The following is a 12,910-nucleotide window of genomic DNA, read 5'->3' as shown; positions in this document are numbered from 1 at the left end:
ATGCCTTTTTGACTGACGGGCCTTAACATTCGGTTAGTTCCTCACGGGTTATGAAGGCTTTGCACGACGTTTTAGGGAAAGCCATGACAGACGCTGTAGTGAATGCGGAAGAAGACGCACCGGGTAAAAAAAGCAAACTGCCCCTCATCATTGGGGTCGTCCTTGCAGTAGCAGGCGGCGGCGGCGGATTCTTTGCAGTACAGTCAGGGCTTCTTCCTTTTGGTCAACCCGCAGAGCCCAAAGAGACTCATGCGGAAGTAGAGGCGCCAGAAGGCGTAGATAGTGGTGAGACGGCGGAGGATATCGCCAAGCTTGCCTTCATCGAGATGGAACCCATTGTGATTACGCTGCGCAAAGGCGGCGCAACAAAACACTTGAGGTTCAGCGCACAGTTAGAGGTGGATCTGATCCACCAGGCCGAGGTCGAAAAAGTCCTCCCCCGTGTAGTCGATGTACTGAATAGCTATCTTCGCGCTTTGGAGCTGGAGGATCTGTCTGATCCGATGGCACTGCCAAAACTGCGCGCACAGATGCTGCGGCGAATCAACATAGCCACCGGACAGGGGCGTGTACGAGATTTGCTGATCATGGAATTCGTACTGAACTAGGAGAACGGGATGGACCTTATAGCTGATATCCTGCTTGCAGCGGGGGCCCTCGGGGCCGGATTTTATTGCCTGGTGCTGTCGCGCCGGCTCAAACGTTTCAATGATCTGGAAAAGGGCGTCGGCGGAGCCGTCGCAGTGCTTTCCTCGCAAGTAGATGACTTGAACAAATCTTTTGCCAAAGCGCGGCAAGTCTCAGAGGGATCCAGCCAGGCGCTGGATCAGCTCACCGGTCGCGCCGAATCGGTGGCGCAACGGCTGGAGCTCATGATGGCCTCGATGCATGACGTTGTACCCGAGACAAATGTTCCGGCGCAGCAACCCGCACGGGCTGTGACTGCTGAGACGGAAGAAAGCGATGCCCTGGCAGTGGCCTATGAAACCGAAGTTGCCGCTGAGGCACCGGCGGAAGAGCCAGGCAAATCTGCGGGTGTAATGTTTGTCCGTCACAACCGTGACAAAGACCGGGTGGCGTGATGAGCAAGAAAGCCAAGGTAGATAAGTCCGGACGCAGCCGCAGCAGCACCTTGATGATGCTGTCTCTGCTACTGATGGGGTCCGCGCTGGTGCGCCTGGGTATGGAAGCAGGTCCGGCGATCGCGCGGGAAGTTTCAAATATCAACGACCAAAAAGCCGAAACGGCCACTGCGGATGGATCGCTGAAAAGCAAAAGCATGCCCTCTTCGGCTGAATTGCAGGCGATGCTGGCGGCCTTTAAGGAACGCGAAGCGGCTCTTGCTCTGCGCGAGGCTGAAATCGAAGACCGTATGAAGGCCCTGGGACTCGCAGATGAGGCGATTGACCGCAAACTTGCGGCTCTGGAGCTTGCAGAGGACGAGCTGCGTTCGACCCTCGCCCTGGCGGATGGTGCCACAGCGGCTGATGTTGAGCGCCTGACCACGGTTTATGAGCGGATGAAGCCAAAAGAATCGGCAGCTCTTTTTGAAGAGATGGATCCGAATTTTGCAGCCGGTTTTCTGGGCCGTATGCGCCCAGAGGCTGCGGCGGGAATCATGGCCGGGCTGAGCCCTGAAGCTGCCTATACAATCAGTGTTGTCATGGCTGGCCGCAACAGCGACGTCCCCAAGGAATAACTTGAGCTCTGGTGCTCAGGCTTTCTTAATCCGACTCGCCTAAGCTCATATAAAGAAATTAGATTTGGAGTGGCCGCATGATCGGTTTAGCTGGCATCGTCGTAATTTTTGTCATGGTTTTCGGCGGTTACATTCTTGCTGGTGGCAAGATGGGTATTATTCTTAAAGCGCTTCCATTTGAGATGATGATTATCGGTGGCGCGGCCGTGGGTACCTTCATGATCAGCAACGACATGAGTAGCATCAAGCATGCTATCAAGGATCTCGGAAAGGTGTTCAAAGGCGCCAAATGGAAGTCCGATGACTACCGGGATCTGCTTTGCCTGTTGTTCTCGCTGATCCGCATTGCCCGGGCCAACCCGGTTGAGGTGGAACAGCACATCGAGGACCCTGAGAACTCGACCGTCTTCAACAAGTATCCCAAAATCCTGGCGGACAGCGAGGCGGTGAACCTGATTTGTGACACCATGCGCTCGGCGTCGATGAACTATGACGACCCGCATCAGGTGGAAGAGGTGCTGGAGAAACGCATGGAGGCCAATCACCACCATGCCATGCACTCCAGCCATGCTCTGCAGGTGATGGCGGATGGCCTTCCGGCGCTGGGGATTGTTGCGGCTGTTATGGGTGTTATCAAGACCATGGCCTCAATCGACCAGCCACCAGAGGTTCTGGGTAAGATGATTGGTGGCGCGCTTGTCGGGACATTCCTGGGGATTTTTCTGGCCTATGGCCTGGTGGGACCTTTTGCCGACAAGGTGAAAACCATCACCGAAGAAGACTCTCACTTCTATAAACTCATCCGCGAAGTTCTGGTTGCGAACCTTCACAACCATGCGGCCGCCATCTGCATCGACGTTGGCCGCCAGAATACACCTTCGCATATTCGCCCTGGCTTCTCTGAACTGGCAGAAGCCCTCAGATCGGTAAAACAGGACGCAGCATGATTTCGCGCGCATTTGCGATAGCCGCCCTCGGAATGGCGGCAGGCTCAGCCCAGGCCCAGACTATTGTGACCCGTTCCGGGGAACACGATGGCTTCTCACGCCTGGTCATGCGCCTGCCCGATGGCGTCCAGTGCGCTTGACCAATCGGGGCGTGCCGCAAGCCTGAAAATTAATTCGCCTGCTGCGGTATTTGATACCTCGCGGGTGTTTGACCTGATCCCGCGGGATCGTCTGCAGGCGCTGTCACAAAATGGCGCAGGCCAGCCTTTGCGGCTGGAGCTTGGCTGTGACTGCGAGATCAGCTCATATCTGCAAAGAGATGGCTATCTGGTTCTTGATATTGCCGATGGGAATGGAGCGCCAGTGCAGGCCAGTCTTGGCAGCTTGTCGCTGGGTCAACCGGTGGAGCCTGCACGCACGCCGCCGTCCCCGGCAGGCTACCGGTTCAACCTGTCGCAGGGAGCCATTGCAGATGCCCGCTTTGCGCTGAATCTAAAGTCGGTCGTCACGCCTGGCTCGGCTGATACAGCGCGTCAGCCAGCGGAGCCCGAGCCGCCAGCCGAGACAACAAATGAAATTGCAGCCGGTTCTGCCAGAATGGTAGAACCTGAGCCGGTTGGATCGCGTGGCTCTGCGGTTCTGGCGGCCGGACTGGATGCAGAGCTTGGGTTGAACCAACCCCAGACAGAGGAGCCAGAGGTCACGACCGATCTGGCCTCAAACGAGGCGGATGCCGCCCCTGCGGATTTGCCCGAAGTAAATCTTTTGATCGACCTGGAAGAGACCTCCCGCGCCGCGACGGTAAATGCGTCCGAGAGCCGCCTGCTACAGCAGATTGGCCGGGCTGCAAACCAGGGCCTGGTGGACATCGCTTTGGCGGACAGGCCCGAATCCGAGGGTGGCCGGGCGCTGGAGCTGTTGGGACGGTCTGACCGGCCCCTGAACCCGCTTGATAATATCTCGGTGACCTCGGCCATTGACCGCGAGACGGGGCTGGTTGCAGAGAGAAATCCCAAAGATTCCACCAATGACCACTGTCTGCCCGATCGCAGGCTGGCAATCCACAGCTGGGGAAGTGACGAGCCTTTCGCGGATCAGCTTGGTCCGATGCGGGCCGCCCTGGTGCGTGAATTTGACGATATTAACCCAGCCAGCGTACGCGCGCTTGCAAAGCTATATCTCTATTTCGGATTTGGTGCAGAGGCGCGCGCAATGCTGACAATGCTGCCCGCAGACCCTGTTCCTTCGAAAAAGCAGGCCATGCTGCTGGCGATGGCTGACCTTCTGGACGGTGAGTCTCTTGGGATAAACCACCCATTTTCGGGACAGCAGGGCTGTGATGGCGCTGCTGCGTTTTGGGCGGCGCTGGCGGATGACAACATTCGTAAAACTGCTAATACAGATGCGATCCAGCAGACCTTTGCAAAATTGCCTGTGCACTTGCGGGTGAATTTTGGCCCCCAGCTCAGCTCCTTGTTTGCCAAGGCCGGAGACCTGCACGTTGCCGAGGCAATTTTGCGGTCGGTCTCCGGACTGGCATGGAATATGTTCCCGAAATTCATCTTGCAGAGGCGGCTATTGCCGAGTTGGAAGGCGATACCGAGCTGGTTGCCGAAAAGCTGACCGAAGAGGTGGCTGAACGTACCGAGAGCGCGCCCTCTGCTTTGATTGATCTGATCAACCTCAGCTACAAGGAACGCAAGGCGATTTCGCCGGATGTGCCGGAGCTGACTGCATCTTATGAGCTGGAAAGCCGGGAAAACGAGTTGGGCATGCGTCTGCTCAGGGCCGGAGTGGTGTCTCTGGCCCTGACAGGACAATTTGCCCAGGCTTTGGAAGAGTTGCCACAAATTTCCAAACATGAGGGCCCCGCCGCTCGGGCCGATGTGATGGAACCCCTGATGACCCTGCTGACCGAACGGGCGGATGACGTTACTTTCCTGCACTATGGTCTTGCCTTTGCACGGCAGTCCAGCTCAGCCGAAGCGGCTGCTGTTGCGGAAATCATGGCGCGGCGTCTGTTGGATCTGGGGTTTGCCGAACAGGCACAATCTCTGTTGCAAAAGCTTGCGCTGGAGCCTGAAAACAAAGAGCGCCGCCTGATGATGGCCGAGACAGCTTTGGCGCTGGGCAAGCCCCATAACGCGCTTGTTGAGCTGATGGGACTGGAAGGCTCGCGCGCCAACCGGATGCGTGCCGAAGCGCTGTGGCGCAATGGTGAGTTCAGTCGCTCCGGGGAATATATGCTGGTCGAAGAAGATATGAATGCGGCAGCGCGTGGGTTCTGGCATTCCGAGAATCTGGATGCGATCGAGACAAGGGTCCCGGCAGAGGATGCTCCCTTTGGCCAGGTCGCGACTGTGACCAGCGAGATCTCCAAGACAAGCAAGGATCCCGAAGGCCTGTCTCCGCTGGCCCATGCGCGGGCTCTGGTCGAGAGCAGTATTGGCACACGTGGCAATATCGCAGACTTGTTGAGCCGCGTTACGCCAACAGAGAATGCAGCTGCGGAATAACCCCGCAGCGCGGAGGGCAGAGTCTCTCTGATCTGATCGTCTCAGGGCCGCCCCATTCCGGGCGGCCTTTGTGGTTAATGATAACCCTTTGTCAACTGTCTGAACCTAATTTGGATTTTGGAAGAATCCGCGATTGGACAGGCAGAATGCCGATAGATATCAGAATGACAGACCCGCGCATGCGGTGGTCGATGCCCTATGAATACAGCGCCCTGGCCTTATGGCTGCAGGCGCTAAAGGCGCTAAGGCACGCATTGATGCGGGGATTTTTGGCCCCGAACAGGGCCGGCGCGGCCTTTGCCCAACCTTTTGACCCGGCTTTTGCCCAGCATTTTGCCCTGCCTTTTACAAAGGCCTTTACCCTGGCTTTTGCAAAGGCTCAGCCGGGGTCTTACTCCCCAGCCTTTTTTCCGGCGCGATCGGCCTTGCCCGATCACCTCACGCACAGTGGGGGACTTTTGTGCATCTCTCCATGCTTTGCCAAAAACAGCAGCCTGAATGCTCCAGAACAAGAGAAACATTGTGCCTAAACTTACAGCTCAACAGCTTTTTAGCCCGACCGTGCTTTTGGCGCTGGCCCTGATGGCGATCATTGTGATGATGATCTTGCCGATGCCAGCCTGGGTACTGGACGTGGGTCTTGCCGTTTCTTTTGGACTGGCGATTCTGATCTTCACCATCACATTGTTCATCGAGAAACCGTTGGATTTCTCGTCGTTCCCGACGATTCTGCTGGCCTCGCTGATGCTGCGGTTGTCGCTGAACATCTCATCAACCAAATTGATCATTCACCAGGGGCATACCGGGACCGATGCGGCTGGTGATGTTATTCAGGGGTTTGCCCAGTTCGTCATGGGCGGCAGCGTCTTTTTGGGACTGGTGACCTTTGGGGTTCTGCTGATCGTGAACTTCATGGTGATCAACAAGGGTGCCGCCCGGATGGCCGAAGTGGGCGCACGTTTTGCGCTTGATGGTATGCCGGGCAAACAGATGGCGATTGATGCCGACATGGCGGCTGGCGCCATTGACCACGCCACGGCCAAGGCACGTCGCGAGAATGATCAGAAGGAGACCACCTTCTTTGGCTCGCTGGACGGGGCCTCGAAATTTGTCAAAGGCGACGCGATTGCCGGTCTGCTCATTACCCTGTTGAACCTGGTCATGGGTCTGGCGATGGGGGTTCTGGTGCAGGGAATGCCAGTCTCAGCGGCCTTTGAAACCTATGCGATCCTGACGGTTGGGGACGGGCTTGTCTCGCAGATCCCATCGGTGATCATTTCGATTGCTGCGGCTTTGCTTCTGGCCCGTGGTGGTGCCACAGGGGCGACAGATATTGCCCTGAAGGATCAGTTTGGCAAGCACCCCGCTGCCCTTGGTCACGGTTGCTGTGTTGATGTTGTTGTTTGCGCTGGTGCCAGGCCTTCCCTTTCTGCCTTTCATGATTGGGGGCGCAGTTCTGGGTTTTGCTGCCTATCGGATCCAGGTGAACCTCAATTCTAAGCAAGACGCCGAGGTCGAGGACGAGATGGAAGAAACCGCCAATCCAACGCCAACCAAGGCGCTGGGGGATATTCTGGATCTCGACGATCTGCACCTGGAATTTGCGCCTGATCTGGTGAGCATGGTTCTGGATGCCGGCACTGGCCTGGACGCGCGTATCGCCAATATGCGGACTCACATTGCGACCAGCTTTGGTCTGATCCTGCCCGAAATCCGTCTCACGGATCAGGCGGATCTGGAACGGGGCACCTATGTCGTCAAGGTTCAGGGCGTCGAACAGGTCCGCGGTACGCTGCATCCGGACATGGTTCTGGCGCTGATGCCTGACAATCACGAAGCACTCCCCCCCGGCACAGATGTGACAGAGCCGGTCTATGGCGCACCTGCGCGTTGGATTGGCGCGGCGCAACAGCAAGATGCTGTTTTGGCCGGGGCCACCGTGGTTACCCCTCCGGAAATTCTGGCGACGCATCTGCTGGAAGTCATCAAGCAGAACTTTGCCCGCTTGCTGACCTTTAAATCCCTGCTCCGGCTGCTCAATGAAATGACAGAACTTTCCGACCCCTTCCGCGCCGAGGCCAACCGCAAACTTCTGGATGATCTGGTGCCGGACAAGGTGCCGCTGGATACACTGCACTCTGTGCTGCGTCTGTTGCTGGAGGAGCGGGTCTCGATCCGGAACATCCCGCTGATCCTCGAAGGCATTGCAGAAGCCCGCATTCACTCCACCCAGCCAGAAATTATCTGTGAGCATGTGCGTCAGCGTCTTGGCTTCCAGCTGGTGGCAGAGATGAAGCGTGCGGATGGCACCATCCCGCTCATTCAATTGGCACCGGAATGGGAAGATACCTTCTCGACGTATCAGGTGGATGTGAGCGGTGGTAACCTTGATGTTGCCCTGCCACCGGATATGTTCAATCGCCTGGCAGAGGGTCTGAGTGATCGTCTCAACCTGGTGACCGAACAGGGCGTCCATGCCGCTGTGGTGACCTCGACCCGCCGCCGTCGCTATCTGCGGACCATTCTAAAGTCACGCGGCCTTACCAATCCGCTCCTGTCCTTCGAGGAAATTGGCCTGGAAGCGCGCCCGGCGCTGGTGGGAATGGTTGCCGCATGAACCTGTTGGAAATTCCTCCAGAGCTGCAGGCTTTTCTTGGGGCGAGTTTCTGGCATTTTGCCATTGTCTTTTTGCGGGTGGGGGCGATGGCCGCGGTGCTGCCCGCGTTTGGCGAGCAATATGTTCCGATGCAGATAAAGGTGGCGATTGCGGTTGCTTTCACCTTTGTCGTGGCGCCCGCGCTGTCGCGGTTCCCGGAACCGGAGACTCCGCTGCACTTTGCCAGTCTGGCCGCCAGCGAAGCGGTGATTGGTCTGGCTTTGGGGATGAGCGTGCGGCTGTTCATCATGGGATTACAGATAGCAGGGACCATTGCCGCACAAACCACGTCACTCTCGCAGGTTTTGGGCAATATCGGCGCCGATTCTCTCCCGGCCATTGGCGGGGTTCTGCTGATTTCCGGCCTGGCCCTGGCGGTGATGATGGGGCTGCATGTGCGGGTGGCGGAATTCCTGATCTATTCCTATCAGATCTTTCCGGTAGGAGAGTATCCAGAGCCTGGGGTGTTCTCTGAATGGGGTGTTAACCGTTTTGCCAAGACCTTTTACATGGCCTTCACCCTGGCCGCGCCTTTTCTCATCATGTCGGTGATCTACAACCTGACCCTTGGCGTGATCAACCGCGCCATGCCGCAGCTGATGGTGGTTTTTATTGGTGCGCCGGTGATCACCTTTGGCGGCTTGTTTATCCTGATGGTCGCAAGCCCGATGATCCTGGACGTTTGGATGCGTGAGCTGATGACCTTCTTCTCCAACCCCGGAGGCCGGCTGCAATGAGCGACGACGACTCAGATAAGTCATATGAGCCAACGGAAACAAAGCTGAAAAAGGCCCGTGACAAGGGTGAAGTTGCCAAATCGACGGACCTTTCGGTCGCTGCGGCCTATATGGGGATGGTGATCGCTTTTTATGCGTCGGGTCATGAAATTGTAACCGGGGTCGGCACGGTTTTGATGTCGATAATAGATCAGCCAGAGCGGCTCGCAAAACAGATGTTCTCGGACAATGCGACACCGCCCACAGGCGGTATGATTGCCGCGCTCGTCAGGCCGCTGCTCCCGTTGTTCATGATCCCCTTTGTGTTGGTTTTGCTGTCGATCATCGGGCAAAAGGCAATGGTTTTCGCACCAACCAAGCTTGAGCCCAAAATGTCGCGCATATCGATCGTCTCGAATGCCAAGAACAAGTTTGGCCGGGCCGGACTGTTTGAATTCGGCAAAAGCACCGTCAAGCTGATCCTTTATTCAATGTGTCTTGGTGTCTATCTCAACTACCGGATGCCCGAGATGATTGCCTCGGCGGCGACCGGCGCATTTTCCGTGATTCAAATGCTGGCTGAGCTGGGCATGGAATTCATGGTGATTGCTATGCTGATCTCGATGATGATCGGGGTGGTGGATGCGATTTTCCAACATGACAACACCGCCGCAAAAACATGATGTCGCGCAAAGAGATCGAGGACGAAAACAAGGAATCTGAGGGTGACCCACATATGAAGGGCAAGCGCCGTCAGAAAGCGATGGAAATCGCCATGGGCCAGATGATGGCATCGGTGCCGGAGGCGAGCGTTGTGATTGTTAACCCGACCCACTACGCGGTGGCGCTAAAGTGGGAAGGTGGCGCTGGAACTGCGCCGATCTGTGTCGCCAAAGGTGTCGATGAGGTGGCTGCAACCATCCGGCGCATTGCCAATGAGAATGCGATCCCGATCCATAGTGACCCGCCAACCGCGCGGGCGCTCTATGCGACGATCGGGATTGGTGAGGAAGTTGAAGAAGAGCATTTTGCGCCGGTGGCGGCCGCGATCCGGTTTGCCGAAGAGAGGCGCCTGCGGGCCAAAGGAGGGATCTGATGAAACAGAAAATGGCAATGCTACAGCAGATGGCTGCGGTAACAGAGGCGCAGTATCTGAGGGAACATGCCAAGATCAAACCGATCCTGGATCACGAAGCACGCCTGCGGGGGCAGTTGTCCAAGCTGGAGGAGCAGGTCTCCAGTGCGCGTCAGGACGTGGACAAGGATATCCCGATGAAGGCCTTGGGTGCGGATTTGCTTTGGCAGGGCTGGCACACCGGCGCGCGGCGAAATCTCAACATGCAGTTGGCGCAGGTCACAGCCCGCAAACTGATGGCGATGGACCGTTTGCGTAAGACCTTTGGTCGCAAAACGGCCGTGGGGGAGATGGCGCAGACCGAGAAGCTCCGGATAAAGACAGCCCGGGCCAAGTCTTTAGAAGAGCAACTGCTGCAATTCTGAACCGGACATCCCGCTCAGATGCGGTTTAGGAGGGGGTGGGAAACCACCTCCTTTTTTGTTTTGAGTTTTTTGGTGCCAGACTGTTTTTGGTGCCAGTTTTTTTGGTGCAGACTATGGCGGCGCGGATTTAGCAGGGCTCTGTCCGGGGCTGCCTGCTCTGGCGAATTCCGCGCCAGGTCTTTCAGGCGCGCGTGACAGTCCACCCGGTCAACCAGTCCAGTCATGTAAACAGACCACTCAGTCAAACAGGCCCGGGATTTTGAGGTCGGGGCAGGCCCCCGCGCGTTGACTGTTTTAAAACCACAACGCCAGCATCTGAACATGTCAGACCCTGGCGTTGTGTTGTATGAGCCCGCTCTTTGGCAACAGCGGGCGGTATTTGGGGCGCGCTCAGACGTCCTGACGCGAAATCTCGACGATCAGAACATCGTAGACGCTTTTGCCCAGTTCACGCTGGGCTGCTTCGCGCAGGGCTGTGCGCAAAGGGTTGAGCACATCAGACCGGGTAAAGGCGCCCCGGAAACCACCCATGTTGGCATGATCAAACAGCACCTGCAGAAAGGCATCGCGGAGTTTGGGCTCATAAAGGTGGATTTTTTCACTCAAACCGGTTTTTGCTTCGAGACTGAGCGAGATCACCACAAGCGACGACAGGCTGTCACGTTCAACCACCGGAACAACGAACTGGTTGGGGATTTTGATGTATTCCCGGTTCGGGTTCGGACCAAGCGAGTCCATGTCGACCTCTCCCTCGTCTTGAGAGGCTTCCTCGTCTTCTGAATGATCAATATCGTCGCTCATGTCATCGCCAGAGCTTTTGGCGACCTCTGGTGCGGGGGCGGGTGCCAGCATGATGCCAGCACCGATCCCTGCTCCAGTTCCGATAATCAACAATATGACTGGAAGTAATTTAGCGATCATGGGTCACCTCAAAATGGTAGGATCGCGTCCAGCACTTGCTGGCCGTATCGCGGTTGTTGCACGTCGGTAATCTGTCCACGTCCGCCATAGGAAACCCGGGCTGAGGCGATTTTGTCATAGGTGATTTCGTTCTGGCGGCTGATGTCCTGGGGACGTACGTAGCCGGAGACCAGAAGTTCGCGCAGTTCAAAGTTCACTCTGACTTCCTGGTTGCCGCTGATCGCGAGCACACCATTAGGCAGCACATCCACAATCGTGGCAGCCACGCGCAGTTCCAGTTTTTCGCTACGCTTAACAGAGCCGTTGCCCTTGGAGCTGCTGGATCCGGTCAGGTCGACCGCGGTGGCAGAAGAGGCGCCTTCAGGCAGGTGTTCGTCCAGACGCTGCGGCAGGCCCAACAGATGTGGGACACCCAGACTTTCTGCACTAGAGCGCGTGCGGGTGGTGTCATTGGAGATCTCGGCTTCCTCATCTATCTGGATAACAACGGTGAGAATATCGCCTTTGTTTATCGCGCGACGATCCCCCAGAAGTGAGTTTTGCGATCCGCTCCAGAGCGACGCCCCATCGACGGCCCGCTGGTTCTGAATTTCGGTCGGAAGGCCCTGCCAAAGCATGGCGACATGTTCCGGGGTTTCAGCAGCAGGCGTGAGGCTGGGCGCTTTGCCCAGATGGTCCATGCGTGCGCAGGCCCCAAGAAAGACCAGGCCGACGAGCGCAAGTTTGGTGGCAATTGTTTTCTTTTTCATTATCTTACCTCTACTGACCCATTTGCGTTTACACGCCCGGTCACAGTGCTCCTTGATGCCAAATTCATGACCTTGATCCATTCCCTTCAGACCCACGTCCCAGTGCGCGTCCCTCTGCCATGATGGTGAGAGCCCCACGGTGAAAGGAGAGCATGACAAGGTCGTTGCGATCGACAATGGCGGGTGGTCCGATATCGCTGGGGCGCATGGCGCGACCGGGGTACAGCGGCACACGGGCTTCCATTCCCACCACCTCGTTTGCATCAGACAGTGCGCCCGCCACCTCGACCGGTTTAAAGGTCAGGTCCGAGGCGAGGATAATTTCGTTGACCCGAATGGTGCGCAGCGGGACAAGAATATCGGCCCAGATGGGCTGCGCGCTCAATGCGATGAGGATGGCGAGAACCTGTTTCATTAGCGGATCTGTGTCGTTGCTGACATCATCTGGTCGACGGCAGAGATGACTTTGGAGTTCATTTCATAGCCCCGCTGCGCCTCGATCAGTTCGGTGACCTCGCGTACGGAATCAACAGAGCTGCCTTCCAGATAGCCCTGGCGGAAAGTGCCAAGCCCGTCTTCGCCGGCGGTTGACACATTCGGGGGGCCTGAGGCTTCGGTCTCGGTAAAGAGATTGCCGCCAATGGCCTCTAGCCCTTTGGGGTTGGTGAAGCTTGCCAGGCTGAACTGCCCCAGCAGCTGACCTTCGGCCGCCTCGTCAAAATAGGCGTAGATTTCACCCTCGGCGTTGATCGAGATACTGCGGGCGTCATCAGGAATGGTGACGTCCGGTGCGACTGCAAAACCATCTGAGGTCACGATCAACCCTTCGGCAGACCGCTTCAGAGAGCCATCCCGCGTGTAGCCGGATTGACCCGACGGCAGCGTGATTTCCAGATAGCCCTTGCCTCAATCGCGACATCAAGATCGCTGTTGGTTTGCTCCATGGCGCCCTGTTGCAGGTGCACTGAAATGGCCGCAGGGCGGACACCCAGGCCCACCTGAACACCCGTTGGCAAGATGGTGCCGTCAGAGGCATTTACGGTGCCGGCACGGGTGACCTGCTGGTAGTGCAGATCGGCGAACTCAGCACGCCGTGGATTGTAGGCAGTGGTGTTCATATTGGCGAGGTTGTTCGCAATGGTTTCCACACGCAGTTGCTGTGCGCTCATACCAGTTGCAGCGATTTTTAGGGCACGCATCAGTTTT

10 protein-coding genes and 4 pseudogenes are annotated in these 12,910 nt (G+C 57.0%); 10 read left to right on the top strand and 4 right to left on the bottom strand.

The features are described 5' to 3' along the window. The first annotated feature begins 83 nt into the window (after positions 1-83). The 10 genes and pseudogenes from B4968_RS03725 (at position 84) to B4968_RS03680 (ending at position 10,034) form a co-directional block, all read left to right on the top strand. Positions 84-608 carry a flagellar basal body-associated FliL family protein gene (locus tag B4968_RS03725; RefSeq protein WP_083096886.1) on the top strand — a complete coding sequence of 175 codons (525 nt, stop codon included), beginning with the start codon at positions 84-86 and terminating at the stop codon, positions 606-608. A gap of 9 nt (positions 609-617) precedes the next feature. Next, positions 618-1,082, top strand: a complete 465-nt coding sequence (locus B4968_RS03720) for a hypothetical protein (RefSeq protein ID WP_083096727.1) — start codon at positions 618-620, stop codon at positions 1,080-1,082. Beyond that, positions 1,082-1,699, top strand: a complete 618-nt coding sequence (locus tag B4968_RS03715) for a MotE family protein (protein WP_083096726.1) — start codon at positions 1,082-1,084, stop codon at positions 1,697-1,699. Before B4968_RS03720 ends, B4968_RS03715 begins: the two co-directional genes overlap by 1 nt. 77 nt (positions 1,700-1,776) lie before the next feature. Further along, entirely contained in the window at positions 1,777-2,646 is an 870-nt protein-coding gene (gene motA, locus B4968_RS03710) for a flagellar motor stator protein MotA (protein WP_083096724.1), read from the top strand. Between the two features lie 87 nt (positions 2,647-2,733). Further along, positions 2,734-4,269, top strand: coding sequence for a hypothetical protein (locus tag B4968_RS25530; RefSeq protein ID WP_338153196.1), 1,536 nt, complete (start codon positions 2,734-2,736; stop codon positions 4,267-4,269). Beyond that, positions 4,185-5,162: a hypothetical protein gene (locus B4968_RS25525; RefSeq protein ID WP_338153195.1), complete on the top strand. Its 978-nt coding sequence runs from the start codon at positions 4,185-4,187 to the stop codon at positions 5,160-5,162. Before B4968_RS25530 ends, B4968_RS25525 begins: the two co-directional genes overlap by 85 nt. 582 nt (positions 5,163-5,744) lie before the next feature. Then, a pseudogene (flhA, locus tag B4968_RS03695) lies at positions 5,745-7,779 on the top strand (flagellar biosynthesis protein FlhA). Beyond that, the gene (locus tag B4968_RS03690; protein ID WP_083096722.1) at positions 7,776-8,555 is read left to right on the top strand and encodes a flagellar biosynthetic protein FliR; all 780 of its coding nucleotides are present in this window, start codon (positions 7,776-7,778) and stop codon (positions 8,553-8,555) included. Before flhA ends, B4968_RS03690 begins: the two are co-directional and overlap by 4 nt. Beyond that, a pseudogene (locus B4968_RS03685) lies at positions 8,552-9,630 on the top strand (EscU/YscU/HrcU family type III secretion system export apparatus switch protein). The gene B4968_RS03690 and the pseudogene B4968_RS03685 overlap by 4 nt, the downstream one beginning before the upstream one ends. Continuing rightward, a complete protein-coding gene (locus B4968_RS03680; protein ID WP_083096721.1) occupies positions 9,630-10,034 on the top strand; it encodes a hypothetical protein in 405 nt (134 codons plus the stop codon). The pseudogene B4968_RS03685 and the gene B4968_RS03680 overlap by 1 nt, the downstream one beginning before the upstream one ends. Positions 10,035-10,424: 390 nt before the next feature. Here B4968_RS03680 and B4968_RS03670 read toward each other — a convergent pair whose 3' ends face one another. The 4 genes and pseudogenes from B4968_RS03670 to flgG form a co-directional block, all read right to left on the bottom strand. Then, positions 10,425-10,955, bottom strand: a complete 531-nt coding sequence (locus B4968_RS03670) for a flagellar basal body-associated FliL family protein (protein WP_083096719.1) — start codon at positions 10,953-10,955, stop codon at positions 10,425-10,427. An 8-nt stretch (positions 10,956-10,963) separates the two neighbouring features. Beyond that, positions 10,964-11,704: a flagellar basal body L-ring protein FlgH gene (gene flgH, locus B4968_RS03665; RefSeq protein ID WP_083096714.1), complete on the bottom strand. Its 741-nt coding sequence runs from the start codon at positions 11,702-11,704 to the stop codon at positions 10,964-10,966. Beyond that, positions 11,704-12,119: pseudogene (gene flgA / locus B4968_RS03660) on the bottom strand (flagellar basal body P-ring formation chaperone FlgA). Before flgA ends, flgH begins: the two are co-directional and overlap by 1 nt. Continuing rightward, a pseudogene (gene flgG, locus B4968_RS03655) lies at positions 12,119-12,903 on the bottom strand (flagellar basal-body rod protein FlgG). The pseudogenes flgA and flgG overlap by 1 nt, the downstream one beginning before the upstream one ends. Between the last annotated feature and the right edge of the window lie 7 nt (positions 12,904-12,910).

It is taken from the genome of Pseudophaeobacter leonis (assembly GCF_002087335.1).
GTDB lineage: Bacteria > Pseudomonadota > Alphaproteobacteria > Rhodobacterales > Rhodobacteraceae > Pseudophaeobacter > Pseudophaeobacter leonis.
Note: the sequence above shows the minus strand (reverse complement) of the source record. Positions and strands in the feature narration are given on the sequence as shown.

Bases quoted from the DNA above. Each gene is read 5' to 3' on its own strand.
- B4968_RS03725 (WP_083096886.1), top strand. From the start codon at position 84: ATGACAGACGCTGTAGTGAATGCGGAAGAAGACGCACCGGGTAAAAAA.
- B4968_RS03720 (WP_083096727.1), top strand. From the start codon at position 618: ATGGACCTTATAGCTGATATCCTGCTTGCAGCGGGGGCCCTCGGGGCC.
- B4968_RS03715 (WP_083096726.1), top strand. From the start codon at position 1,082: ATGAGCAAGAAAGCCAAGGTAGATAAGTCCGGACGCAGCCGCAGCAGC.
- motA (WP_083096724.1), top strand. From the start codon at position 1,777: ATGATCGGTTTAGCTGGCATCGTCGTAATTTTTGTCATGGTTTTCGGC.
- B4968_RS25530 (WP_338153196.1), top strand. From the start codon at position 2,734: ATGGCTTCTCACGCCTGGTCATGCGCCTGCCCGATGGCGTCCAGTGCG.
- B4968_RS25525 (WP_338153195.1), top strand. From the start codon at position 4,185: ATGGAATATGTTCCCGAAATTCATCTTGCAGAGGCGGCTATTGCCGAG.
- B4968_RS03690 (WP_083096722.1), top strand. From the start codon at position 7,776: ATGAACCTGTTGGAAATTCCTCCAGAGCTGCAGGCTTTTCTTGGGGCG.
- B4968_RS03680 (WP_083096721.1), top strand. From the start codon at position 9,630: ATGAAACAGAAAATGGCAATGCTACAGCAGATGGCTGCGGTAACAGAG.
- B4968_RS03670 (WP_083096719.1), bottom strand. From the start codon at position 10,955: ATGATCGCTAAATTACTTCCAGTCATATTGTTGATTATCGGAACTGGA.
- flgH (WP_083096714.1), bottom strand. From the start codon at position 11,704: ATGAAAAAGAAAACAATTGCCACCAAACTTGCGCTCGTCGGCCTGGTC.